The following is a 23979-nucleotide window of genomic DNA, read 5'->3' on the forward strand; positions in this document are numbered from 1 at the left end:
CAGGCACTAGCGCATTTCATTCGGTGCTGTGACACCCAAAACATTGAGGCCAGAAGCAATTACCTGTGAAACTGCATAGACTAACGCGAGTCGAGCTTTGGTTAATTCTGGCGTTTTATCATTAATAAAGCGTAATTGCGGCTTTTCCTTGCCTCTGGACCAGTGTCCATGCAGGGCGCTTGCAAGCTCATACAGATAGAACGCAATACGGTGCGGCTCGTGGTTTTCTGCGGCTCCGTCAACAATTCGAGGCCATTGAGCCATCTTGGCAATCAGTGCCAATTCGCCCTCGTCCTCAAGTTGTGCAAAATCTGCAGACTGCAACTCTTCAGCTGTGTTGGAGAACCAATCCAGTTCCTCAGCAGCCTGACGCAGCACAGAATGGCACCGAGCATGACCGTATTGAACATAAAACACTGGATTGTCTTTTGACTGCTCTTTCACCTTGTCAAAATCGAAGTCCAGCTGCGCATCGTTCTTACGATAGAGCATCATAAAGCGTACCGCATCCACGCCCACTTCATCAACCACATCGCGAAGGGTGATGAAATTACCAGAGCGCTTGGACATTTTGAACTCCGCACCGCCCTTGAACAGCTTCACCAGCTGACAAAGACGAACGATAACATCCACATCGCCGCCGGAGATCGCGTTACCGATCGCTTCCAGACGCTTCACGTAGCCCGCATGGTCTGCACCAAGCACAAAGATGATCTCTTTGAAGCCACGCTCAATCTTGTCGCGCATGTAAGCAACGTCAGCCGCAAAGTAAGTGTAGCTGCCATCAGACTTCACCAGCGCACGGTCACTGTCATCACCGTAGTTGGAGGAACGGAACAAGGTCTGCTCGCGGTCTTCCCAGTCCTCTGGCACTTCACCTTTTGGTGGTGGCAGAGTGCCGTTGTAAACCAGATCTCGCTTACGCAGCGCATCAAGTGTCAGATCAATAGCGTTGCCCTGACCATGCATGGTCTTTTCAGAGAAAAACACATCATGCTTGACGTTCAGCGCACCAAGATCCCCGCGGATCATGTCCATCATCTTGTCAACGGTATAACCCTTCAGCAGAGCAAGACGCTCAGCCGGAGCCATATCCTTCAGGCTCTCACCATACTCTTCTGCCAGAGATTTACCGACAGGAATGAGGTATTCACCCGGATAATAACCCTCAGGGATCTGACCGATGTCTTCACCCAGCGCTTCGCGGTAGCGCAAGAATGCAGAGTTCGCCAGCGTATCAATCTGAGAGCCCGCATCGTTGATCACGTATTCACGTGTCACGTCGTAACCGGCAAACTGCAGCAGGCTCGCCAGCGCGTCACCAACCACGGCGCCACGGGTATGACCCACATGCATCGGGCCAGTCGGGTTCGCGGAAACGTACTCCACGTTCACCTTCAGGCCATCACCACGTGCGGACGCGCCAAACTTGTCGCCCTTGGCAACAACGTCGCCAATCACACGCTCCCACAAGGTTTTGCTGACGCGGATGTTGATGAAGCCAGGTCCGGCAACATCAACAGCTTCAACTTCACTGTCGGCGCGCAGGCCCTCCGCAATCATTTCAGCAAGATCACGCGGCTTCATCTTCAGCTGTTTAGCCAGCACCATGGCAGCATTGGTTGCCAGATCGCCATGCGCAGCATCCCGAGGAGGTTCAACAGTCACACGTCGGAGATCCAACTCCGGCGCGTCAGCAGCAAGGTCGAGACCCTTGACTACACTGTTTACCCTTTCGGCGAAGTCTGCAAAGATGTTCATTTTTAATAGCCTAGTTTTGACAGCTCACAGGGTTTTGCAAAGCCGTAGCCCCACATAAACTCCGTGAATTAATAGTGTTTGAATTGGCGCATTACCCCAGTTCAGGGGTATCGTCAAATAATCGTCGATGTTCGTCTATGGCATAACGATCTGTCATGCCTGCAATGAAGTCACAGACCCTGCGAGCCACCACCTCATCACTCTCGCCATTCAATCCTGTACACCACGGTTCTGGCATTCTTTCCGGTGCCTTAAAGTAGGCATGGAATAAATCCCGCACCACCTTGGCCACCTGCTTGCGAACAGCCAGAACACTTTCGTGCCGGTAAAGATTGGCGAACAAAAACTCTTTCAACTCGCGCTCTTCTCGCGCCATTTCAGTTGAAAAGGCAATAACAGGACCATTTGCATCACGAATATCCCCGCATTTCTTGGGAGAAAGTTGATTAATTCGGGAAATACTCTCCGCAATCACGTCCTCCACCATGCCGGTGATACATCTGCGCCCGATCTCGTGAATGCGCCGTGCATCCTCAAGGCCGGGATATTTCCCGTCCACCTCGTCCAGAATGCGCTTCAGATAAGGCACATCTTTCATGGCCTCAAAGCTGAGCAGCCCTGCCCGCAATCCATCGTCCAGATCATGCGCGTCATAGGCGATATCATCTGCAAGTGCTGCCACCTGCGCTTCCGCACTTGGCCACGACCACAGCAGCAAATCCTGATGCTTGGCATATTCACTCACAGCAAACGGCAAGCCCTTGCCTGAAAGCTTGCCACACGCCGCGCCAGAACGATCCGTCAGCGGCCCATTGTGCTTGACCAGCCCCTCCAGCGTCTCCCACGCCAGATTGAGTCCGTCGAACTCCGCATAGCGGCGCTCCAGATCCGTCACGATGCGCAGGGACTGGGCGTTATGGTCAAACCCGCCATAATCCGCCATGCACTCATGCATCACGTCCTCACCCTCATGCCCGAACGGCGTATGCCCAAGGTCATGGGCCAGCGCCAGACATTCGGCCAAATCCTCATCCAGCCGCAGTGCACGGGCCAGCGAACGGGCAATCTGGGAAACCTCAATGGTATGGGTCAGCCGCGTGCGGAAATGATCGCCCTCATGATACACAAAAACCTGCGTCTTGTGCTTCAAACGGCGGAAAGCAGCTGAATGGATAATGCGGTCACGATCCCGCTGGAACGGCGTGCGTGTCGGGCTGTCAGATTCAGGATAAAGCCGTCCGCGGCTCAACTCCGGATCAACAGCATATTCGGCGCGCGGCTGAGCCCCGTATCCTAACGTCTTGACCATTCCTTATCCCCCACCCGCTATCATGAGAAAACCACAGAGCCATACCCGCTGATTTTCTTATCACAGCAATGACATAACAGATGTAAAGGCCCTGTAAACAATCGCTTTCCCAAGCCAAATGCAATTTAGCAACAAAATACTATGGAAATTAGCGTGTAGACCACCTAAATTACAAATCAAAGAAAGTACAAGCCCCCAGGCAAGACCCGATTATGACCCAGACCCCAGAAAATACCGTTGGTTTAACGGACAAGGCCGCAAAACGCGTAGCCCAGATTCTTGAAAAAGAAGCAGACGGCAGCATGCTCCGCATTTCTGTCGAAGGTGGCGGCTGTTCCGGCTTTCAATACAAGTACGACATCGTTGAAGAACAGGAAGACGACGACCTCGTCCTCGCCAAACTCGGCGCCACCGTTCTCATCGACAGCATTTCCCTGCAGTACATGGCAGGCTCAGAAATTGACTTCGTGACAGATCTCATGGGCCAGTCCTTCCAGATCACAAACCCGCAAGCCGCCGCCGGCTGCGGATGCGGCACAAGCTTCTCCATCTAATCTAGCACCTGCCGGTCTTGAGGGAATAACTTCAGCTCATTTCATCTGATCGCGAGCCCACACGGCGAGGCCCACCGCCTCGCCCACACAAAAAACGCAAGTTTCCCCCTTTCCTTTCAAACCAACGCACATTTCAACGCAAAGCAGTTATTCCCCTCTCGCCTACGATTTATCCTCTCTCAGCCTACGATTTATCCTCTCTCAGCCTACTCTGATATGAGATCAGATCGCGCTCTTTGCTCCAATTCAAAGCAAAATGACCGGTTCAACGTGTTGATAGCGCCGACTCAAGTTATGACTAGGCAGGTATTACGATCTAAACATTGCTGGGGGCGCGATTATGGAACTCAACATCGACTACATCCACGAGCAGGTTCAACGCCACTATTCCAGCGACAATTGCTTCGCCAAACTCTCCTGGCCCTACCATGGCTTCTATTTGGTCATCAGGGGAGGCAACTCAACTCCAAGTGCAAATCTCGCACCTTTGAGCGCGATGACAGGCATTCGGATGGTTACTGCTGACGTTTGGCGGGATGCTATTTTGCGCCCAAACATATTCTCAATCAGCTGTCAAACTGAGGAAGATGCTCGCAAATACCTTAGCGAAGGTGAACGCAAAACCTATGTCAAAAGCTATTGCAACAGTGCATTCTTCTTCAACATTCAGTCGCAGTTGATAATTAAATCAAACGAATCCGTCACTTACCAGTTCCAGAAACATCTTGTAAGAAACATGGGGTTCCCAGAATTTCAGTTTATAAGAGAGCAAAGACAACTGACGGATTCATCCGGCTTTTATCCAGAAGAGCTCATCGCCCTTGGTCTCATGAGCCGGTTCTATTGGAACTGCACCACAGAGAGGCTATCAGAACTATTCCAAGTCAGAGTATTTCCATCTTCCCGAGGTATTGCTCCTGAACACCTGAAGAACCTCACAAAAGATCAGGCCATTCTGGATCGTGTCATTGCAAACTTCAAAAAAGCACGTTTCCTAAACAGCAACAACGGGGCCTTCATGTCAGGCTGGCTTACGGAGCAGTCATTTACGACTAGACCTAGACCAATAGAAATTCCCGCTTGACCATCCACACACACTTTTCCTGCTTACCTTGCCCTCCTGCGGGACCGTGCTAGAACAAATACAGGACATACACAAAGCAAGCAGCCAAAGCTCTGCTGCTTTCTCGAAGGGAGACCCGATGAAAATCGCAAGCTGGAACATCAATGGCGTCAAAGCGCGGTTAGAAACGGTTCTCAAATGGCTCGAAGAAGAGCAGCCAGATGTCGCCTGTTTTCAGGAAATTAAATCGGTTGATGAGAACTTCCCGCGCGCTCCGTTTGAAGAGCTCGGCTACAATCTGGAAACCCACGGCCAGAAAGGCTTCAACGGCGTAGCCATCCTGTCCAAACGCCCGTTTGAAGAGGTTAACCGCCGCCTTCCGGGCGATGAGGAAGACGAGCAGGCCCGTTATATCGAAGCCGTCATTGCTGGCGACAACGAGCCAATCCGCGTCGGCTGCCTTTACCTGCCAAACGGCAACCCGGTAGAGACCGAAAAGTTCCCGTACAAACTGCGCTGGATGGACCGTCTCCACAAACACGCTGAAAAGCAGCTGGAGAAGGAAGAAGCCTTTCTTCTGGTCGGTGACTACAACGTCATCCCTGAGCCGGAAGATGCAAAGAAGCCAGATGCATGGGTTGGCGATGCGCTCTTCCGCCCGGAAAGCCGCCAACGCTTCCGCGCCCTGCTCAACCTCGGCTTCACAGAGGCTGTGCGCGCCACCAACAGCCAAGCTGGAACTTACACATTCTGGGATTATCAGGCAGGCGCATGGCAACGCGACAACGGCATCCGTATTGATCACCTGTTGCTCTCGCCAGAAGCTGCCCGCATCATGCAAGGCGTAGGCATCGACAAACACGTCCGCGGCTGGGAAAAGCCATCGGACCACGTCCCGGTCTGGGTTGAGCTCTCTGCCTGATCGCAGCTCACCAACCGGACACACTCTCTCAAGAACTCTGGTGGCGGCCTCGCCATCAGCCCTCCTCATTATTCCATGAAAACACAAATATACAGAAGTCTGGGAGGACATCTGATGGCTTGGCAACCAGCTGACAATCGTTATGACACCATGAAGTACAACCGCTGCGGGAAGAGTGGCCTCAAGCTACCTGCTATTTCCCTCGGTCTCTGGCACAACTTCGGTGAAACCACCCCACACCAGACCAAACGCGAAATGTGCCGCACCGCGTTCGATCTGGGCATCACCCACTTCGATCTGGCCAACAACTACGGCCCACCTCCAGGCAGCGCGGAAACCGCCTTTGGCGAGATCCTGCGCACCGATTTTGCCGGTTATCGCGACGAGCTCATCATCTCCTCTAAAGCTGGCTATGACATGTGGCCGGGACCATACGGTGAATGGGGCAGCCGCAAGTATCTCATCGCCAGCTGTGATCAGTCTCTGAAACGCATGGGACTGGACTACGTCGACATCTTTTATTCCCACCGCTTCGACCCGGACACACCACTGGAAGAGACCATGATGGCGCTTGACCAGATCGTCCGTCAGGGCAAAGCGCTTTACGTCGGCATCTCCTCCTACAACTCCAAGCGCACCAAGGAAGCGGCGAAAATCCTGAAGGAACTGGGCACTCCATGCCTGATCCATCAGCCAAGCTATTCCATGCTCAACCGTTGGGTTGAAGAAGATGGCCTGCTCGATACGCTGGAAGAAGAAGGCATCGGCTCCATCGTCTTTTCCCCGCTCGCACAGGGCATGCTGACCAACAAGTACCTGAACGGCGTGCCAGATGACAGCCGCGCAGGCAAACACGTGGGCTCCTTCCAGGAAAGCTTCCTCAATGAGACCACGCTGAACCACATCCGCTCCCTGAACGAGATCGCCCAGAACCGCGGCCAGACACTGGCACAGATGGCTCTGGCATGGGTCCTGCGCAAAGGCCGCGTCACCTCCGCCCTGATCGGCGCCAGCCGCAAGGAACAGGTGATCGACTGCGCAGCCACCATCAACAATCTGGAGTTCACGGAAGAAGAACTGACCGCCATCGATCAGTACGCCACAGAGGCCAACATCAACCTCTGGGCCCAATCCGCCGAACGCGAAGGCCCTTCCCGTCCAGCGAAGAAAAAGTAAGAATTAAGGGCGCGGGGCTCTGCTCCGCGCCTCTTTAGGCAGCTTAATCAGCAGGTCGCAGCCCGGCGCAACTTGAACTTCTCAGGTGCTTTACATTTCTGAAGCACATATGGCGCCTCTTTAGAGCGGCTAAGCCCGTATGGATCTCCCTTCAAGGAAGCAACAACACCCTTCGCGGAGAACTCACGAGGCGAACAGCTCCACTTTCCACCACGCTTATTGGTGACAGGATTATAGGTGTTCGAGCCATACTGGTAGCAAACAAACTTTCCATCCACTTTCCATCGGCCCGGCAGAACAACCTTGTTTCCCGGATACCAAAGGAAGTTTGTTTTGTTCGCCCCGAAATACTCCACCTGGAAGCCGTGCAAACGGTTGAAACTCAAATAGGTTCGGCCCGCGCGCGGGTACTCAGGAAACAAGTTCTCCTGATACATGATGCGGCTAAACTCCTTCTGAGATGAAACCCCGGAGTTACAGCCAGCCAGAAGAGCCAATGCTCCGACAGCAAGCGAACACTTCAGTAAAGTCCTCATGCAAACCTCTAATCATATGCAGCAATCACGCAAATGAGGTAGCAGTCAGCAACAGAACTCAAAAGTGCATTTTCAGCTTTCCCAGCACATATCAAAAGCTTTCAATACAATCTATATAATTGATATTAATAGTGAATTTCTTTTTTATTAAACCTAGCGAAAAGTGAGCACTACACCCACTCCCGCCACTATCTGATCAAGACCGAGGATCCAGTCCCTTTTCCTCAAAGTACGCAAGTGCAGTGTTTAGGCCATTCAAGGCCGCTGGAACGCCAGCATAAACCGCCATTTGCCAGATGATCTCAAGGATCTCGGAAGGACGTGCGCCTGCATTCAGCGTGTGCTCGATGTTCATGGCCAGCTGCGGTCCCGTGTGCCCACCCATCGCAGTGAGAGCGGCAATACTGCAAAGCTGGCGGGTTTTCAGATCAACCCCTTCACGGCCATAATGCATACCATAAGCCCAGTCCACGACACTCTCAGACATGCCGGGCACCGCCGCATCATATTTGGCAGCAAGCTTCTTTTGCAGTTCGGGATTTAAAATGCTCAGGACGTCCTCAGCTTTCATAGGCCAGTCTCCTCAGGTTACAAACAACCGCTGATCAGACCTGCCTATCTGCCTCCTCTTGATAATCAGTGAGTTTACCCGCGAGAAGTTGAGCTGTTTGGCAAACAACACGCGCTGAGAGCTCCAGCTGCATCAGAATTTATTGCGCCTGAAACACCCCGCCTAATCGACCGAAACAGTGCAGAAACTTGCCATTCGCACAATTCCAGCAGGGCCTACTGTTTATTCCAGAGCAGATCTGATAGGCATTTCTACGAGGAATACCAGATGATTGCGGAGCCCCTGAATGCTTGAAGACCTTCAAACCCCTTGCCTCTTGCTCGATGAAGCTGCGATGAACCGAAATATCAAAGGCATGGCAGACAGATTCAAGCAGATCGGAGTGCCGCTCCGCCCGCATCTGAAAACAGCCAAATCCATCGATGTCGCCCGCATCCTGCAAGACCACGGCGCAGACCGTTGGACCGTCTCCACGCTTAAGGAAGCTGAGTACTTTTCCTCCTTTGGCCTCAAAGATATTCTCTATGCCGTCTCCATCGTCCCACAGAAGATGGAACGCATCATGAAGCTCAACCGCGCCGGCGCTCAAATGTCCATCTGCCTGGACAGTACCGAGATGGCAACACACCTTTCTACCATGATACTGGATGGCCCTAAGCCACGGGTCTATCTGGAGGTCGACGTCGACGGTCACCGCACCGGTGTGAAGGCAGACCAGCAGCGCGCAGTTGATGTGGCAAGAATACTTGCAAACGCATCTAATCTGGAGTTCGCAGGCGTCATGGCCCATGGCGGCGGCGTCAGTTATGCAGCAAACGGGCAGCAGGAACTGGAAGCCGCAGCCGAACAAGAGCGCACCTGTACCCTCGCAGTAAAGGACGCCATCCTTGCAGCTGGCCTCCCATGCCCGCAAGTCAGCATCGGCTCCACGCCAACAGCCTTGTTCGGAACGTCATTTGAGGGCGTTTCTGATGTCCGCGCAGGGGTTTACGTCTTTCAGGATGTGTTTCAGGCAAACCTTGGCATGTGCGCCACGGAAGATGTGGCAGCCACCGTGCTCACCAGCGTCATCAGCCACGCCCCGCACCTCAACCGCATCGTCGTAGATGCCGGAGGCCTCGCACTCTCCAAGGACCGCTCCTGTGCAAGCCAAAGCAACGACTGCGGTTTCGGCCTCCTCAGTGATGTCGACGGACATGTAGATCCGCTGCTTTACGTGCAAGGTGTGAGCCAGGAGCATGGCTACATCACCACCAGAGATGGCAGCCCACTACCCTTCGAGCTCTACCCACTTGGATCACAGCTTCGTGTTCTGCCCAACCATTCTTGCATGACTGTAGCAGCCTATGAGGGGTACCATATGATCAATGGTGACCATGAGGGAGAGTGGTGGCCGCGCTGTAACAGATGGTAGGTCAACCCTTTCCATCAAGAACGCCTTTCACATCTCACTGAGGTGTACAGTTTGTCGCACTAGGAAATTGATTGGCAAAAGTTTTTTCCGGTTTAAGAACTCAAACTCTCCTGTGCATATCACCGTTTACCAATAAAGAAGTGTGGCCGAATTGAGTCTTTTTGGCCACCTCCACACCCCCGCCAGAAGCCCAAAAGTCGATTTTCCACCTCGCGCACTAATATTTCAAACTTCGCATGGCAGCTATGCAGATTTGAGATACCTACATTATACTTACTATAATGTACTTAGTTCGCACCTAAGTGGAAATGCGGGCGCCCTATTTAAGGGTTTCGCAAATGCACAAAATCAACACCTTCAAAGTCGCAATTTAGCAAGTAAATTCATAGGATTAGAACCATTCCAGACCCCATTGCAACGCACACAACCTGAGCGAGCTATATCACCACTTGCAATTGGTCGACCAATATCCAAAATGTATGCATTTGTATAATTCTGCCTTGCATTTTTTGCAGGTCTGCTGGCCATTTCAGAATTGACATAGATCAAGATGCGGCCCCACTCGGGGAGTACAGTCAACGTCAACAAGCACTGGATGCAAGAAAGCGTAACACTCTGCAAGCCTTTGGAATTTACTTGTAGCGCCACGCTGATTTGCTCAAATGATGAAGGACCTAAAAATGGGCGTTCACCAGAACATCGATAAGGCTAATGCCGACACTCTTCCTTTTCTGAAAGAGGACGGACCCAAGGCTTACGCAGGTTTCAAAAAGGGCGACTGGAACAAAGAAATTGACGTGCGCAATTTCATCCAGCTCAACTACACCCCTTATGAAGGTGCTGACGACTTCCTCGCTGGCCCGACAGAAGCAACCACCAAACTCTGGGACGCTGTTCTTGAGTTGATGAAAGAAGAAAACAAGAAAGGTGTTCTCGACGCAGACACCGAAGTTGTTTCTTCCATTGTTTCTCACGCTCCAGGCTACATCAACAAAGATCTCGAAAAGATCGTTGGTCTGCAGACCGATGCTCCATTGAAGCGCGCACTGATGCCTTATGGCGGCCTGAAAATGGCAGTCGCAGCTCTGGAAAGCAACGGCTACAAGCTTTCTGAGAAAACCGCTGAAATCTTCCAGAAGCACCGCAAGACCCACAACGATGGCGTTTTCGATGTCTACACTCCGGAAATCCGCCGCGCTCGTTCTGCTGGCATCGTAACCGGTCTTCCTGATGCATATGGCCGTGGCCGTATCATCGGTGACTACCGCCGCGTTGCGCTGTACGGCATCGACAAGCTGATGGAAGACAAGAAAGCACAGCATGCTTCTCTGGACGGCAACGTTCTGAACGAAGAAACACTGCGCCTTCGTGAAGAAATCTCCGAACAGTACCGTTCCCTCGCTGAACTGAAGGAAATGGGCGCTGCACACGGCTTCGACATCGGTCGCCCTGCAGAAAACGCTCAGGAAGCAATCCAGTGGCTCTACCTCGGCTACCTTGCAGCGATCAAGGAGCAGAACGGTGCAGCTATGTCTCTGGGCCGGACAACCACCTTCCTCGACATCTACATCCAGCGCGATCTGGACAAAGGCGTCATCACGGAAGCTGAAGCTCAGGAACTGATGGACCACTTCGTCATGAAGCTCCGCATGGTCCGCTTCATGCGCACTCCAGACTACAACGCACTGTTCTCTGGCGATCCTGTATGGGTTACTGAATCCATCGGCGGTATGGGCATCGATGGCCGTACACTGGTCACCAAGAGCTCCTTCCGCGTTCTGCAGACCCTGATCAACCTCGGCCCTGCACCAGAACCAAACCTGACCGTTCTGTGGTCTGAGCACATGCCTAAGGGCTTCAAAGACTACTGCTCTAAAGTTTCTATCGAAACATCTTCCGTGCAGTACGAAAATGATGACCTGATGCGTCGTTACTGGGGTGATGACTACGGTATCGCTTGCTGTGTATCTGCAATGCGTATCGGTAAACAGATGCAGTTCTTCGGTGCACGTGCCAACCTTGCAAAAGCGATGCTTTACGCAATCAACGGCGGCATCGACGAAAAGACTGGCAAACAGGTTGGTCCAAAAGCACACCCAATCACCGGCGACGTGCTGGAATGGGAAGAGCTGGAACCACTTTACGACCAGATGCTCGACTGGATTGCAAAGGTTTACGTTCAGGCACTGAACTGCATTCACTTCAGCCACGACAAGTACAACTACGAGCGCGTTGAAATGGCGCTGCATGATCGCGACATCCTGCGCACCATGGCGTGTGGTATTGCTGGTCTGTCTGTTGTTGCTGACAGTATCTCCGCGATCAAAAACGCGAAGGTCAAGATCATCCGTAACGACGAAGGTCTGGCAGTTGATTACGAAGTGGAAGGCGACTTCCCTTGCTTCGGTAACAACGACGACAGCGTTGACGTGATTGCAGAAGACATCATGAAGAAATTCATGGGCAAGATCCGCAATCAGCCAATGTACCGCAATGCGACACCAACTCAGTCTGTTCTGACCATCACATCCAACGTGGTGTACGGTAAGAAAACTGGCTCAACTCCAGACGGACGTAAAGCAGGTGAACCATTCGCGCCGGGTGCAAACCCAATGCATGGCCGTGACCAGAAGGGCGCAGTAGCTTCCATGAAGTCTCTCTGCAAACTTCCATACGAAGACAGCCAGGACGGTATCTCTTACACCTTCTCCATCATCCCAGGCGCACTGGGCAAGGACGAAGCTGAACGGATCGACAACCTGTCCCACCTGCTCGACGGTTACATGCACGACATGGGTCACCACATCAACGTGAACGTGTTCGACCGCAAGACCCTGGAAGACGCAATGGAACATCCTGAACTGTACCCACAGCTCACCGTTCGTGTCTCCGGTTACGCAGTGAACTTCATCAAGCTGACCAAAGAACAGCAGCTTGACGTGATCAACCGCACTTTCCACGGCCAGCGCTAAGAAAGCTAAGGCCAACGGTCAGCGTCAACAACGCTGACCACTCAAACTCCAAGACAAGGCGTGGGGCTCAGTCCCGCGCCTTCTTTGTTGCGACATATTCGTCATTCCCGTGCGACAGGAGCGCACATGCACCGAAAATGAATGGCTGAGTTGCACAAATTCATCTTTAAAAACAAGGCTAAAGACCTTATTTTATAAGCATTAAAGAAAAGCAGAAGCGGCCCGAGGAAAAATCCTCACTCCCTATCAGAAAAAGGCCGCTCGCAAGCGACGATAAAGGACGCCAGCCATGCAAGACACCATGGGCTATGTTCACTCAGTAGAAACAGGCGGCACCGTTGACGGTCCGGGCCTGCGCTACATTGTGTTCACCTCTGGCTGTCCGCTGCGCTGCCTTTATTGCCACAACCCGGATACGCTCAAGCTGAAAGCCGGCAAACAGTCTTCCGCCTACGAACTACTAAAAGACATCTCCACTTACCGCTCTTACTTTGAGACCGGTGGCGGCGGCCTGACCGTGAGTGGAGGCGAACCAATGGCACAAAAAGAGTTCCTCAAAACTCTGCTGTGGGGCTGCAACCAGATGGGCGTTCACACCACCGTGGACACCTCCGGCTACCTGCATGCCAACCTCGATGATGAAACAATCGATATGGCGGACCTGTACCTGCTCGACATCAAGTCCTGGGTGCCGGAAACCTATAAGAAGGTCACAGGCGTAGAAGTTGGCCCTACCCTTGAGTTCGCAAAACGTCTGGAACGGATGGAAAAAGACGTCTGGATCCGCTTCGTGCTCGTTCCTGGCCTCACAGACGCACCTGAGAACGTGGAAGGCGTAGCCAAGTTCGTTTCCGAACTCGGTAATGTAAAACGCGTTGACGTTCTGCCATTCCACAAAATGGGCGAACACAAGTGGCAGTCCATGGGCAAGTCCTATCAGCTCAAAGACACCCGCGAACCAACTGCTGAAGAAACAGAAGCCGCTAAGGACACCTTCCGCAAGTACGGACTGGACGTGCACTAAGCTCAGGCGCTCTAAGAGTGCCACGCTTCAGCCACAGGCGCCGCAAAGATACCTGTCGATTACATAGGTTCTCCTGAATTTCAGGAAAAAGTCGCCACAATACCTTCCCAGACTAGCCCTCGAAAACACGGGGGCTTTTTCATGAAACAACGAGTTATCCTCGGTGGGCTGCTTATGCTCGCCGCCAGCGCATCAGTTGCAAATGCAGGCTTTAACCAAAGCCGCGCTGAAAAGTTTGCAAAGAAAAACGAAGAACACATCACCTGCTACTACCTCTACGGACTGACGGAACAAAGCGGTAAACAGGACATCGCCAGAGGCATCATCACCGCCATGGCGTATGCGAAGGGCATGAACAAGCAGGAAGCCGTCTACGCCCTCGGCTACGGCTCCGGCAAAATCGCCGCACTCCTGGAAGCGGACCCAGACCACCGCGAAGACCTCATTCAGGAACACAGCAAAGACTGCAAGTAACAAAAAAGGCTGCCATCACATCGATAGCAGCCTTTAAAATTCTCAATATAAACAGCAGACTACTGCGGCTTACCAAGCACTTTCAGCACGTCATCCTTGGAAACAGCGCCTTCATATCCCATTTCACCACGGATATGAGAGACAACCTGAATGCGCTCCGCATTGTCCTTTGCCAGCTTACCAGAACCATGCCAAAGGCTGTTCTCAAAGCCAATACGCGCATGTCCACCATGTCCAAAGGCCAGTGCACCACACGCCGTTTCAGCACGACCAAACGCGCAGAGCATGAACGGATTGTCCTGCACAATGTGCTCAGCAGCATCGCGGGCAGCAAGGAAACCAAGCAGGTCCCGCGGATCGCTCTCCTGATCCTTTGCATAGCGACCCAGCACATAAAGCTGGCTACCATACCCGGCAGGGACAATGCCCTCACCCATCAGCAGATCAAGACGAGCCACATCTTCAGGCGCATACAGGATATGCTGAACCGCACGTCCTGCTTCCTGAGCCTCAAAGTAAAACCGACGCGCCAGATCCATGTCACCGCCTTCAGGCGCCATTTCACGCATGGCAACAGAGACTGCTTCCGGTTCTACGGCTGCAACAACATCATACTGTTCCTGCGCACTATAGCGTCCCACAGCCTCAGTCGTGATCTGAACCGCAAGATCAGGACACTTGGCCGTCACTTCAAGCAGAAGCTCTTTGTAAAGGCCTGCATCCAGAACATGCTGTCCATCCGCATCACGAACGTGCGCATGGAGGGCATCAGCGCCCTCCGCTTCCACGCTCACTGCACACGCGGCGACTTCTTCAACCGTTACCGGCAGTTGCGGATGATCTGCTTTGCCACGACGCGCCCCGTTAGGAGCGCTCATGATGAGCCGTTTTGTCATCAGACAGAAACTCCGACCTGAGTGAAACTTTCCTTCATAGCAAGGCTTAGCTTCTCAACGATCTCAGCGATATGACTGTCATCAATGATGAACGGAGGCGCCAGCAGAATGTGGTCGCCAGTTTTGCCATCAACAGTACCACCCATCGGATAGCACATCAGACCAGCCTTCATGGCGTTCTGCTTCACTTTTGCATGAAGCTTGAAGGACGGGTCCAGAGGCGCTTTCGTACCACGGTCACTCACCAGCTCAAGCGCACGGAACAGACCACGACCACGAATGTCACCAACATATGGATGCTGACCAAACTCATCATGCAGAGCTACAGAGAGCTTCTCACCCATAGCACGCACGTGTTCCATACGGCCCGGCTCAGTGAGCTGATCCATAACAGCAGAACCAGCGGCAGCTGCCAAAGAGTGGCCCATGTAGGTATGACCATGCTGGAAGAAGCCGGAGCCTTCAGCAATGGTGTCGTAGATTTCTTTAGAGCACAGCATCGCGCCAAGCGGCTGATAACCAGCACCGATCCCCTTCGCAACAGCAACGATGTCCGGACGAACCTCATCTTCGTTACATGCGAAAATATGACCGGTACGGCCCATGCCACACATCACTTCGTCAAGCACAAGCAGAATGCCGTACTTGTCACAGATCTCGCGAATACGCTTCAGATAGCCCTTAACAGCTGGAACCGCACCCATGGTCGCGCCCACAACAGGCTCAGCAAAGAACGCAGCAACCTTTTCAGGACCAACACGCAGGATCTCATCTTCCAGAAGGTTCGCAGCACGCAGACCGTACTCTTCTTCCGCTTCACCTTCCTGCATGTAGCGGTAGGTGTAGCACGGGTCGATGTGAGACATTTCAATCAGCAGCGGACCGAACATTTCGCGGCGCCACTTGTTACCACCAGCAGAAAGCGCTCCCAGCGTGTTTCCGTGATAGCTCTGCCAACGCGCAATCATATGCGAGCGTTGGGTTTCTCCCTTTTCAACAAAGTACTGCCGAACCAATTTTACAGCAGACTCCATTGCCTCCGATCCACCTGAAACCAGATAGACACGGTCAATGCCTTCAGGAGCTTGGGCCACCAGCTTATTTGCCAGTTCCTCCGCCGGCTCACTGCCAAAAAAGCCAGTGTGAGCAAACGAAAACTTATCCAGCTGGTCCTTAATCGCGTCGATCACTTTTTCATTGGAGTGACCAAGACAGGAAACCGCGGCGCCTCCACAGGCATCAAGGTATCTCTTACCAGTAGAATCAATGAGGTAGCACCCGTCGCCTTTTGCAGCTGTTGGTAGTGTGACACGGGTATTTCTAGGAAAGATGTGGCTCATTATACAGCCTCCGGGCTGTAGCTCTGTTGTTCGAATGACCGTCCATAGACACGCAAAACTACGCGTGACAATTTGCACAGGCACCACATTGCCTACGTCAAAGTACTTGTCCATAAAAAACTATGAAATATCTCCAGATTGTGATCAGGAACACCCGCACAAAAGAGAGACAGGATATTTTACTACAAATTCCGGCAATAAAATTAGACAGGGCCTTGCTTATGTAAGCAAAACCCCGTGCGCCTTACGTTAAAGTTACTTCGCCGCCAAAAGACTCACTCAGTAAAATCTGAATGATCTAGGCAGCACCGGAGGCTGTCCGCCGCGACTGCCAAAGTATCCAGTGCGGTTTTTTCTGCGAGAACATCAAAAGCGTCATGCCAAGCGTCAGCGCTTCAGCAACTGGCAGCGCATAGAACACGCTCATTGGGCCAATGAAGAACCACAGTGCCACAATCAGCACCAGTGGCATCACCAGTGAACGCGACATGGCGATCAGTGCCGATTGGGTCGCACAATGCATACCGGTAAAGTAACCGGAAAACGCAATATTGACGCCGTTGAACAGGAACACTGGCCAGATCACACCAATAATCTCGAGAGTGAGCTTCAAGGTGGCATCATCCGCATCACCAACAAAGGCACTCGCCAGCAACATAGGCTGAAAGATCAGCAGACTTGCCAGCAACAACCCGACAAACAGATTGGTGCCCACTCCAAGCGATAGGAACTGATAGATCCGCCGAGGCTTTCGCGCGCCGAAGTTGACACTCACCAGAGGACCAAGCCCCTCACTCACACCGTAAAACACCATGATGCCGGTGAAGAACAGATAGTTCACGATGGTGAAAGCCGCCACGCCCTGCGCCCCGACTTCGGTGATCAGGATCCAGTTGAATAGAAACGCCACGATACCGCCGGAGCTTTCATTGATGAACTCAGACAAACCGTTATAGGCCGCTGTGTACATCGCTCTCCAGGAGCCATAGGGTTTCAGGAAACGCAGCTTGGCTTTCTTGTTAGCAAAGTGCAGCAGCAAAAACAGCATCCCTGCCTGACTGGCAAGGCCGGTCGCCAGTGCAGCGCCCCAAACGCCCCAGCCCAGATACCCGATCATCCAGGCATCGAGCACAATATTGACCACAGTGATCATCACCATGCCCGCCAGAGAAAAGTTGGGCCGCCCGTCAACACGAACGAAATGCGACAGTGCAACAGCGAGGCTCAGGCCGGGAAAGAACCACGCCACCGTGAAGATGTAAGTCTCCACCATCTCCGCAGTTTCTGCATTAGCACCAAGAATGCGCGCAGCAGCAGCAGTAAACGTCAGCAACAAAAACGCAAATACAATGGAAAACACGAGAACACTGATCAGGGCCTTCATGAAGATGTTGGAAGCATCCCGCTCCCGCTTCTCGCCAATGAACTTGCCCGCCATGACAGCAGCGCCCACCGTCAGCATCACCACGACGCCGAAGTAGAGCGCAAACATAGGCGTAATCAGACTGATGGCTGCCAGGGCTGTTGAGCCAACAAAATTGCCGACAAAGATGCCGTCGACAATACTGGCTGAGGCTATGGAGATCATGCCAAGCACAGCTGGGACCGCAAACCGGAAAAATTCTTTCGCCGGATGTCCCTTAGTCATCTTTTCATCTGCCATAGCCACTGACATGGTTTCACCTTTACGTCCGAGAGCACTCTCCCGCGTTTCCATCAAAATTGAGAAGAAATAGAAATTGAACAATTGATCAACTTGGACATACGCTCAAATTCATGATATGTCAAGAATGACAGATCTGAAGACGCGAAACGGAACGCTATATGGCCTATCTGGCGAAAGAAGAACGCCGCAAAGCAATCATTCTGGCAACGCTGGAGGTTGTGAAGGAAAAAGGGTTCGCCGGCATCACCACCCGCGCTGTGGCCAAGCAGCTTGGCGCAGCAACCGGCATTCTTCACCACCACTTCAAGTCCCTGACAGATCTGAAATGCGAAGCCTTGCGCTACCTTTCACAAAAGAATGGCGACAATTGCATCTCCATCGCGAAAGACCTGACGCCAACACAAGCCCTGCTCCGCCTCATCAGCTTCAACGCCACATCGGAAGAAAAAGCCGAAACCACCATCTGGATCAGCGCGGCAGATGAGGCCACCAGAGATCCCGAACTCGCACGCGTCTACGCAGAAGAAACCAACAAAAGCCACCAATGGCTCTGCAGCAATCTGCGGGAAGGCGCAAAGACTGGCGAGTACACCCTCACCCTACCCGTTGAGCTTGCCGCATGGAAACTCATGTCCCTTGCGTTCAATCTCTATGATGTGTCCAACCTGCCGGAAACTGAGCTGACACCAGACATGGCCGTGCAGATCCTTAAGGAAGAACTGAAGTCTACCCTCGGCCTCGACAGCAAAGACCTTGCGTCTCAGCTGCTTTCAAGCCATTAAGGTGAGACACGATCACCGCACAACTTCAGAGAGCTTTTATGAAGAAGATCCTCATCCTCAATGGACCGAACCTGAACCTGCTTGGAATGCGCCAGCCGGAAGTTTACGGCTCCACCACTTTGGCTGAGATCGAGGATCAGTGTCGTGCCCACGCTAAGCAGCTGGGTGTGGAGGTAGAGTGCAAGCAATCCAACCATGAGGGTGAGCTGATCGACTGGATCCACGAAACCCGCCAGTCTCGCACAGCAATTGTCCTCAATGCAGGTGCCTACACACACACCTCCATCGCCATCATGGACGCGATCGCCAGCGTTGAGCGCCCGGTCATCGAACTCCACCTCTCAAACATCCATCAGCGGGAAGAATTCCGTCACACCTCTTACATCTCCAAGGTCGCAAAAGGCATGATCTGCGGCCTCGGCGCCCACGGCTACACACTCGCCATGGACGCGGCCTTGCGCATTCTGGAAGAAGAAGACTAAACAGCCGGACTACCAGATAGCCACAACAGCAGAGCAGTTGAGCCTCTTAAGAAAACAAGAGGCTTAAGCTCATGCGCCTTTGTATTCAGCAACAACAACAAGTCCCTGAACCGGCTCTCCATTTTCAAAGCGCGGCGTCACTTCTTCAATCTCAATCAGCGTAAAGCCACTGGCCTCAAGCAACTCACGCAGATAGTGGGCAGAATGAGCAAACCGTCCGCGGCTGCCCATCACATAAGGTTTTTCCGTAAAAGACTCATCTGCTGCAGTCTCTGTTGTGAAGATGACTTTGCCGTTCGGTTCTATGTTTTTCGCAAGGCCGGCAACCGCATGCTCCAGAGCACCAAGGTACGGAAAAGTGTCTCCGGCAATGACCAGATCCCAACGAGGCTCCCAGTCATTATCCAGGAACTCCGTGACATCCTTCAAGTAAAGATCATCATAAAGCTGCTTCTCATCAGCCTGAATGAGCATACCTTCAGAAAGGTCCACACCGGTCTTGTGTAAGGCACGATCACCGATTGCTTCAGCACACAGGCCAGTACCACACCCCAAATCCAGAAGCCGCTTAAACTGGCCCTCTGGAAACTTGCTGATCTTTCCCTGGATGATCTCCGGCACCGCATAATGAAGCTTCTTAGTAAGGTGCTGATCAAAATTGTCTGCATACTTATCGAAAGTCGTGCTCACACACTGCTCAGGCACTGTGTCCGGCGTGAAATTCTCATCATTTGAACCGGATGCGAGCTGCTCTTGCTCAATAACATTTAAGTCCAGATCTGCATGTTTTAGGGCAAGCTGCTCAGCTTCTTCGAACTTACCGGCCTCTTTAAGGTCTTGTATCTGGCTGTCGATCAGGAATTTCTTGAGCGCGGCATGAATGGGATTGTCTTCATCGTCTGAATTGAAATTGATATTCATCATCGCGATGGGCCTCTGCCTTAAGCAAACAGTTTGATTTTCATAAAGTTTCTAGATCAAAAAGCATGCTGAAGACTTACGATACCTGATAAATATCTCTTTGTATTTTTGTTAGGTAATCTATGCAGATCCGCACCTTAGTCAAAGTTTTTGGAACTGCGCAGTTTCTTGATGTTCCCACGCTGCTTCTTGCCTTCCACCCGCCGGCGCTTGGAGGCAAGCGTTGGCCGCGTGGCTTTGCGCGTCTTCGGCACATAAGCTGCTTTACGAATAAGCTCCAACAAACGCTCCAGAGCATCCTCCCGGTTGCGCTCCTGCGTTCGGAAGCGATCAGCTGTCAGAACAATCTCTCCCTTCAGCGTCAAACGTGAGCCCGCAATCTTGCGCAAACGACTCTTCAGGTCGTCCGGAAGAGTCGCATTTCCATCCAGATTGAATCGCAATTGCACGGCAGAAGACACTTTATTCACGTTTTGACCGCCCGGCCCCGATGCCCGGATGAAATCTTCTTTGATGTCGCGTTCCTCGATCGAGAAGCGCTCGTTCACCTTTATTTTTTTGCGCTCACTCATCTTGCCCGCCCGTAGCATCACTCATGCATAGCATTGATTGAAATAGGAAATTTTACTCTTTGGTCAAAAAACAACCTTCAAAGCAACACAGCACGCTATAATACCAGGCCCTCAGTTTTGCAAAGTTTTAGCCAACAAAACCGCGCGCCACCACAGGTATAGGCGAACGTATAATGCACGTATATGTTTGATATCGCTTGATTTAGTCAGGTCTTCTACCTAGTCTCGATCCCATATCCTACCAGAGGGTAAAATAATTACGGCACTCAGCCGACCAAGCAATATTCGTCTCAAGCGTTATCGGAGGGGAAATGACAGAGGCTAACACATTGGCGCGGGACGAGATCGAACAGATCACCGGCCTGACCACAAACAACCTTGATGCCTACTGGATGCCTTTCACGGCAAACCGGCAGTTCAAGAAAGACCCACGCCTTCTCGTGAAGGCAAAGGACATGCACTACACCTCCGCCGATGGCCGCCAGATCCTGGACGGCACAGCAGGCCTGTGGTGTTGCAACGCTGGCCATGGTCGCCAGAAGATCGTGGAAGCCGTGCAGCAGCAGGTTGCGGAGCTGGACTACGCACCAGCCTTCCAGATGGCACATCCAAAGTCGTTCGAGCTCGCAGCCCGTCTCGCAGCGCTGATGCCAGACCCGTTGAACCATGTGTTTTACACCAACTCCGGCTCCGAGAGTGTTGAGACAGCCCTTAAGATGGCGCTCGCTTACCACAAAGCCAGAGGCGAAGGCTCCCGCACCCGTCTAATCGGTCGCGAGCGTGGCTATCACGGCGTGAATTTCGGCGGTGTTTCCGTTGGCGGCATGGTTGCCAACCGCAAACAGTTCGGCGCAATGCTCGCTGGCGTGGACCACATGCGTCACACCCACGGCATCGCAGGCAACGAGTTCAGCAAAGGCGTTCCGAAAAACGGCATCGAGTACGCTGAAGACCTCATGCGCCTCATTCAGCTTCACGACCCATCCACTATCGCAGCCGTGATCGTGGAACCGGTTGCTGGCTCTGCTGGCGTGATCCTGCCGCCAGAAGGCTACCTGAAGCGCCTGCGCGAAATCTGTGACGAACATGGCATCCTGCTGATCTTCGACGAAGTCATCACCGGCTTTGGTCGTCTCGGCACCCCGTTCGGCGTGGACTACTTCGACGTCATTCCAGACCTCGTCACCACCGCAAAGGGCCTCACCAGCGGCGTCGTGCCAATGGGTGCAGTGTTTGCAAGCTCCAAAGTCTATGACGCGTTCATGACCGGCCCGGATCATCTCATCGAGCTGTTCCATGGCTACACCTACTCAGCACATCCACTTGCCTGTGCAGCAGCACTGGCGACGCTGGACGTTTACGCTGAAGAGGAACTGCTAACGCGCGGTGCCAAGATGGCTGAGTACTGGCAGGAAGCACTCCACTCCCTGCGCGATTGCCCACATGTGATCGACATCCGCAACATCGGCCTCATTGGCGCAGTCGAGCTGGAACCGATTGCTGGCGAGCCAACCAAGCGTGCGTTCACCGCCTTCCTCAAGGCCTACGAGAAGAACATTCTCATCCGCACCACCGGCGATACCATCGCAATGTCACCACCGCTCATCATCTCCGAGAGCGAGATCGATACACTGGTCGGCACTCTGCGGGACGTGCTCAAAAGCCTGGACTAGCAGTCTAAAACACGAAACAGAAAGGGCGCCATCAGCGCCCTTTTTTTATTGTAAAAACAAACCATTAAACAAGAAACATAAATCATTTCATGATGCACTTCACCCATAACTGCACGCTGAGTGAGCGTCAGCCCTAAGCAGGCCTGCGCAGCACTTTAGAGCTTCCCGCCAACAAAGCCGTCACCAGAAGCGCAATCGTCACCGGCAACCCAAGTTGTCGCTCCACTTCTGAGGATGTGGCAGCATTCCCAACCACGCTGAGCGTGCAGATAACAATCACAAGCCAATAACTCCATGCCGGCCATCTGAACGCAACCACTTCGCCGCGCTTCAAGACAGAACAAGCCATGAAGACAGCAATAAAAGCTTGAAGCAAAGACAATGCCCTCATAGGCAACGGAAGGCTACCTTCAACGAAACCTCCCATCGTCAAAGCACCCCAAGGCATTCCAATGACCAGAGCCATATGAAAGAACACCAAATAGACCGCGATGCAGGAAAACAACACGGCTGAAACCTTCGCAATCATCTCAGATCACCCACCCAAATATCGATTAAGTCCGCCATCCTTCGCAAATTCCTGAAACACAGTAATGCAACAAAGCCCCCAAACGCAACACGACCTCTCAATACTAAAATTATAAAAATCAATATGTTACATACATTTATTGAAGTTAAAAATTATTAACTTTAACCAGCACCTCAACCTAGGCAAATACAGGTGAGAACAGTCACGCAAAATCCCTCGCCATCCCTGCACCGCCCTGATAATGTGCCGCCAAATTCAGGCATTACTCATCAGGACACACATGCTTCCTTCCCAAGACATCGCCCGCCTCATCGAGATCATGAAGGCCCTGCGGACACCAGAGACTGGCTGCCCATGGGATCTGGAACAGAACTTCAAAACCATTTCGCCTTACACAATCGAAGAGGCCTATGAAGTCGCTGATGCCATCGAGCGTGAGGACCTGCACGACCTGAAAGAAGAGCTGGGAGACCTCCTTCTGCAAGTCGTCTATCACTCTCGCATGGCCGAGGAAGAAGACGCCTTTGCCTTTGGCGATGTGGTGGAAGCGATCACGAAAAAGATGATCCGCCGCCACCCACACGTGTTTGGTGATGAGGACGAAAAAGCTGCAGGCTTTCCAAAAGGCACCTGGGACCGCATCAAGGAAGAAGAAAAGCAGGAACGCAAACAGCAGCGCGCCCAAATGGGCCTGACGGAAAAGCTACCCCGCTTTTTGGACGAAGTTCCATCCGCATTCCCGGCATTAACAGAAGCCGAGAAACTCCAGCATCGCGCCTCAAAAGTCGGCTTCGATTGGGGAGCAGCCGAGCCTGTTCTGGACAAAATCAAAGAGGAAGTGGAAGAGCTCACTGACGAAGTAAAAGCAGATACGCCGGACCGCGCGAAGATTGAAGATGAACTGGGCGACGTTCTCTTCGCCATCGCCAACCTTGCCCGTCATCTGGAGATCCAGCCGGAAGCCGCCCTCAAACGCACCAACGCCAAGTTCCGCCGCCGCTTCGCCCACATCGAAGACGCCGCCCAAGCCGAAAACCGCCCCCTGGCAGACTTGACCCTCGATGAAATGGAAACCCACTGGCAAGCCGCTAAGAAATTTGATCCGACTGGGTAAGCGGAGGCAACATAGCACCTCACGGGCTTCAGACACCCACTACAATTTCTAGCTGTATGAAACTGACCGGCACGATATAGTTGGCGGGTCAGAAGGACTTCACCTTCGGCAAAAAAGAAAGGAAGGTGAGACGCATATGAAAATCCGGAAGGCGGGTTTTAAAATCAGGTTCCTCGGTGTGACAATCGAATTCACCCTGATTTTCAAAGCCTAAGCTAACGGGGTAAG

General features: G+C 52.6%; 22 protein-coding genes. 12 read left to right on the forward strand and 10 right to left on the reverse strand.

Annotated elements, in window-relative coordinates; all coding sequences use genetic code 11:
- Positions 1 to 6: 6 nt before the first annotated feature.
- Entirely contained in the window at positions 7 to 1761 is a 1755-nt protein-coding gene (argS, locus tag AC3CB2_RS06185) for an arginine--tRNA ligase (protein WP_352930036.1), read from the reverse strand.
- A gap of 91 nt (positions 1762 to 1852) precedes the next feature.
- Positions 1853 to 3070, reverse strand: coding sequence for a deoxyguanosinetriphosphate triphosphohydrolase (locus AC3CB2_RS06190; protein ID WP_352930033.1), 1218 nt, complete (start codon positions 3068 to 3070; stop codon positions 1853 to 1855).
- Between the two features lie 212 nt (positions 3071 to 3282).
- Between AC3CB2_RS06190 and erpA the strand changes: the two genes are divergently transcribed.
- The 4 genes from erpA (at position 3283) to mgrA (ending at position 6785) form a co-directional block, all read left to right on the forward strand.
- Positions 3283 to 3624: an iron-sulfur cluster insertion protein ErpA gene (gene erpA / locus AC3CB2_RS06195; RefSeq protein WP_008546796.1), complete on the forward strand. Its 342-nt coding sequence runs from the start codon at positions 3283 to 3285 to the stop codon at positions 3622 to 3624.
- A gap of 340 nt (positions 3625 to 3964) precedes the next feature.
- On the forward strand, positions 3965 to 4708 hold the full coding sequence (locus tag AC3CB2_RS06200; RefSeq protein WP_352930030.1) for a hypothetical protein: 744 nt from the start codon (positions 3965 to 3967) through the stop codon (positions 4706 to 4708).
- 118 nt (positions 4709 to 4826) lie between these two features.
- On the forward strand, positions 4827 to 5609 hold the full coding sequence (gene xth, locus AC3CB2_RS06205) for an exodeoxyribonuclease III (protein ID WP_352930027.1): 783 nt from the start codon (positions 4827 to 4829) through the stop codon (positions 5607 to 5609).
- Positions 5610 to 5723: 114 nt separating this feature from the next.
- Positions 5724 to 6785 (forward strand): L-glyceraldehyde 3-phosphate reductase, encoded by a 1062-nt coding sequence (gene mgrA, locus AC3CB2_RS06210; protein WP_352930024.1) that lies wholly within the window; start codon positions 5724 to 5726, stop codon positions 6783 to 6785.
- A gap of 47 nt (positions 6786 to 6832) precedes the next feature.
- On the opposite strand, the gene AC3CB2_RS06215 is transcribed toward mgrA, so the two are convergent.
- Together AC3CB2_RS06215 and AC3CB2_RS06220 are read right to left on the reverse strand one after the other, a co-directional pair.
- Positions 6833 to 7321, reverse strand: coding sequence for a hypothetical protein (locus AC3CB2_RS06215; RefSeq protein ID WP_352930021.1), 489 nt, complete (start codon positions 7319 to 7321; stop codon positions 6833 to 6835).
- A 196-nt stretch (positions 7322 to 7517) separates the two neighbouring features.
- Positions 7518 to 7892, reverse strand: a complete 375-nt coding sequence (locus AC3CB2_RS06220; protein ID WP_352930018.1) for a carboxymuconolactone decarboxylase family protein — start codon at positions 7890 to 7892, stop codon at positions 7518 to 7520.
- Between the two features lie 286 nt (positions 7893 to 8178).
- Here AC3CB2_RS06220 and AC3CB2_RS06225 point away from each other — a divergent pair, with 286 nt between their 5' ends.
- The 4 genes from AC3CB2_RS06225 to AC3CB2_RS06240 all read left to right on the forward strand — a co-directional run bounded on the left by AC3CB2_RS06225 (position 8179) and on the right by AC3CB2_RS06240 (position 13776).
- Entirely contained in the window at positions 8179 to 9306 is a 1128-nt protein-coding gene (locus AC3CB2_RS06225; protein WP_352930015.1) for an alanine racemase, read from the forward strand.
- Positions 9307 to 9968: 662 nt separating this feature from the next.
- Positions 9969 to 12278 (forward strand): formate C-acetyltransferase, encoded by a 2310-nt coding sequence (pflB, locus tag AC3CB2_RS06230; RefSeq protein WP_014285799.1) that lies wholly within the window; start codon positions 9969 to 9971, stop codon positions 12276 to 12278.
- Between the two features lie 289 nt (positions 12279 to 12567).
- Positions 12568 to 13302 carry a pyruvate formate-lyase-activating protein gene (gene pflA, locus AC3CB2_RS06235; protein WP_352930011.1) on the forward strand — a complete coding sequence of 245 codons (735 nt, stop codon included), beginning with the start codon at positions 12568 to 12570 and terminating at the stop codon, positions 13300 to 13302.
- A gap of 141 nt (positions 13303 to 13443) precedes the next feature.
- Positions 13444 to 13776: a hypothetical protein gene (locus tag AC3CB2_RS06240; protein WP_008547020.1), complete on the forward strand. Its 333-nt coding sequence runs from the start codon at positions 13444 to 13446 to the stop codon at positions 13774 to 13776.
- 59 nt (positions 13777 to 13835) lie between these two features.
- Here AC3CB2_RS06240 and AC3CB2_RS06245 read toward each other — a convergent pair whose 3' ends face one another.
- The 3 genes from AC3CB2_RS06245 to AC3CB2_RS06255 all read right to left on the reverse strand — a co-directional run bounded on the left by AC3CB2_RS06245 (position 13836) and on the right by AC3CB2_RS06255 (position 17687).
- Positions 13836 to 14672 (reverse strand): beta-keto acid cleavage family enzyme, encoded by an 837-nt coding sequence (locus tag AC3CB2_RS06245; RefSeq protein WP_352930007.1) that lies wholly within the window; start codon positions 14670 to 14672, stop codon positions 13836 to 13838.
- Positions 14672 to 16012, reverse strand: a complete 1341-nt coding sequence (locus AC3CB2_RS06250) for an aspartate aminotransferase family protein (protein ID WP_352930004.1) — start codon at positions 16010 to 16012, stop codon at positions 14672 to 14674. Before AC3CB2_RS06250 ends, AC3CB2_RS06245 begins: the two co-directional genes overlap by 1 nt.
- 298 nt (positions 16013 to 16310) lie before the next feature.
- The gene (locus AC3CB2_RS06255; protein WP_352930001.1) at positions 16311 to 17687 is read right to left on the reverse strand and encodes an MATE family efflux transporter; all 1377 of its coding nucleotides are present in this window, start codon (positions 17685 to 17687) and stop codon (positions 16311 to 16313) included.
- 149 nt (positions 17688 to 17836) lie between these two features.
- On the opposite strand from AC3CB2_RS06255, the gene AC3CB2_RS06260 reads away from it, so the two are divergent.
- Both AC3CB2_RS06260 and aroQ read left to right on the forward strand, forming a co-directional pair.
- Positions 17837 to 18460 carry a TetR family transcriptional regulator C-terminal domain-containing protein gene (locus tag AC3CB2_RS06260; protein WP_352929998.1) on the forward strand — a complete coding sequence of 208 codons (624 nt, stop codon included), beginning with the start codon at positions 17837 to 17839 and terminating at the stop codon, positions 18458 to 18460.
- 38 nt (positions 18461 to 18498) lie between these two features.
- Positions 18499 to 18942: a type II 3-dehydroquinate dehydratase gene (aroQ, locus tag AC3CB2_RS06265; RefSeq protein WP_014285805.1), complete on the forward strand. Its 444-nt coding sequence runs from the start codon at positions 18499 to 18501 to the stop codon at positions 18940 to 18942.
- 69 nt (positions 18943 to 19011) lie between these two features.
- Here aroQ and AC3CB2_RS06270 read toward each other — a convergent pair whose 3' ends face one another.
- Positions 19012 to 19866, reverse strand: a complete 855-nt coding sequence (locus AC3CB2_RS06270) for a class I SAM-dependent DNA methyltransferase (RefSeq protein ID WP_352929995.1) — start codon at positions 19864 to 19866, stop codon at positions 19012 to 19014.
- 134 nt (positions 19867 to 20000) lie between these two features.
- A complete protein-coding gene (gene arfB, locus AC3CB2_RS06275; RefSeq protein ID WP_352929992.1) occupies positions 20001 to 20435 on the reverse strand; it encodes an alternative ribosome rescue aminoacyl-tRNA hydrolase ArfB in 435 nt (144 codons plus the stop codon).
- A 311-nt stretch (positions 20436 to 20746) separates the two neighbouring features.
- Here arfB and aptA point away from each other — a divergent pair, with 311 nt between their 5' ends.
- Positions 20747 to 22108 carry an omega-aminotransferase AptA gene (gene aptA / locus AC3CB2_RS06280; RefSeq protein ID WP_352929989.1) on the forward strand — a complete coding sequence of 454 codons (1362 nt, stop codon included), beginning with the start codon at positions 20747 to 20749 and terminating at the stop codon, positions 22106 to 22108.
- A 133-nt stretch (positions 22109 to 22241) separates the two neighbouring features.
- Here aptA and AC3CB2_RS06285 read toward each other — a convergent pair whose 3' ends face one another.
- The gene (locus AC3CB2_RS06285) at positions 22242 to 22637 is read right to left on the reverse strand and encodes a hypothetical protein (protein WP_352929986.1); all 396 of its coding nucleotides are present in this window, start codon (positions 22635 to 22637) and stop codon (positions 22242 to 22244) included.
- 280 nt (positions 22638 to 22917) lie between these two features.
- On the opposite strand from AC3CB2_RS06285, the gene mazG reads away from it, so the two are divergent.
- Positions 22918 to 23751 (forward strand): nucleoside triphosphate pyrophosphohydrolase, encoded by an 834-nt coding sequence (gene mazG / locus AC3CB2_RS06290; RefSeq protein WP_352929983.1) that lies wholly within the window; start codon positions 22918 to 22920, stop codon positions 23749 to 23751.
- Positions 23752 to 23979: the final 228 nt, after the last annotated feature.

This window comes from Pseudovibrio sp. SCP20 (genome assembly GCF_057774105.1).

What these genes read in the sequence shown, in the direction of transcription:
- argS (WP_352930036.1), bottom strand. Translation starts at nt 1,761, where the DNA reads ATGAACATCTTTGCAGACTTCGCCGAAAGGGTAAACAGTGTAGTCAAG.
- AC3CB2_RS06190 (WP_352930033.1), bottom strand. Translation starts at nt 3,070, where the DNA reads ATGGTCAAGACGTTAGGATACGGGGCTCAGCCGCGCGCCGAATATGCT.
- erpA (WP_008546796.1), top strand. Translation starts at nt 3,283, where the DNA reads ATGACCCAGACCCCAGAAAATACCGTTGGTTTAACGGACAAGGCCGCA.
- AC3CB2_RS06200 (WP_352930030.1), top strand. Translation starts at nt 3,965, where the DNA reads ATGGAACTCAACATCGACTACATCCACGAGCAGGTTCAACGCCACTAT.
- xth (WP_352930027.1), top strand. Translation starts at nt 4,827, where the DNA reads ATGAAAATCGCAAGCTGGAACATCAATGGCGTCAAAGCGCGGTTAGAA.
- mgrA (WP_352930024.1), top strand. Translation starts at nt 5,724, where the DNA reads ATGGCTTGGCAACCAGCTGACAATCGTTATGACACCATGAAGTACAAC.
- AC3CB2_RS06215 (WP_352930021.1), bottom strand. Translation starts at nt 7,321, where the DNA reads ATGAGGACTTTACTGAAGTGTTCGCTTGCTGTCGGAGCATTGGCTCTT.
- AC3CB2_RS06220 (WP_352930018.1), bottom strand. Translation starts at nt 7,892, where the DNA reads ATGAAAGCTGAGGACGTCCTGAGCATTTTAAATCCCGAACTGCAAAAG.
- AC3CB2_RS06225 (WP_352930015.1), top strand. Translation starts at nt 8,179, where the DNA reads ATGCTTGAAGACCTTCAAACCCCTTGCCTCTTGCTCGATGAAGCTGCG.
- pflB (WP_014285799.1), top strand. Translation starts at nt 9,969, where the DNA reads ATGATGAAGGACCTAAAAATGGGCGTTCACCAGAACATCGATAAGGCT.
- pflA (WP_352930011.1), top strand. Translation starts at nt 12,568, where the DNA reads ATGCAAGACACCATGGGCTATGTTCACTCAGTAGAAACAGGCGGCACC.
- AC3CB2_RS06240 (WP_008547020.1), top strand. Translation starts at nt 13,444, where the DNA reads ATGAAACAACGAGTTATCCTCGGTGGGCTGCTTATGCTCGCCGCCAGC.
- AC3CB2_RS06245 (WP_352930007.1), bottom strand. Translation starts at nt 14,672, where the DNA reads ATGACAAAACGGCTCATCATGAGCGCTCCTAACGGGGCGCGTCGTGGC.
- AC3CB2_RS06250 (WP_352930004.1), bottom strand. Translation starts at nt 16,012, where the DNA reads ATGAGCCACATCTTTCCTAGAAATACCCGTGTCACACTACCAACAGCT.
- AC3CB2_RS06255 (WP_352930001.1), bottom strand. Translation starts at nt 17,687, where the DNA reads ATGTCAGTGGCTATGGCAGATGAAAAGATGACTAAGGGACATCCGGCG.
- AC3CB2_RS06260 (WP_352929998.1), top strand. Translation starts at nt 17,837, where the DNA reads ATGGCCTATCTGGCGAAAGAAGAACGCCGCAAAGCAATCATTCTGGCA.
- aroQ (WP_014285805.1), top strand. Translation starts at nt 18,499, where the DNA reads ATGAAGAAGATCCTCATCCTCAATGGACCGAACCTGAACCTGCTTGGA.
- AC3CB2_RS06270 (WP_352929995.1), bottom strand. Translation starts at nt 19,866, where the DNA reads ATGATGAATATCAATTTCAATTCAGACGATGAAGACAATCCCATTCAT.
- arfB (WP_352929992.1), bottom strand. Translation starts at nt 20,435, where the DNA reads ATGAGTGAGCGCAAAAAAATAAAGGTGAACGAGCGCTTCTCGATCGAG.
- aptA (WP_352929989.1), top strand. Translation starts at nt 20,747, where the DNA reads ATGACAGAGGCTAACACATTGGCGCGGGACGAGATCGAACAGATCACC.
- AC3CB2_RS06285 (WP_352929986.1), bottom strand. Translation starts at nt 22,637, where the DNA reads ATGATTGCGAAGGTTTCAGCCGTGTTGTTTTCCTGCATCGCGGTCTAT.
- mazG (WP_352929983.1), top strand. Translation starts at nt 22,918, where the DNA reads ATGCTTCCTTCCCAAGACATCGCCCGCCTCATCGAGATCATGAAGGCC.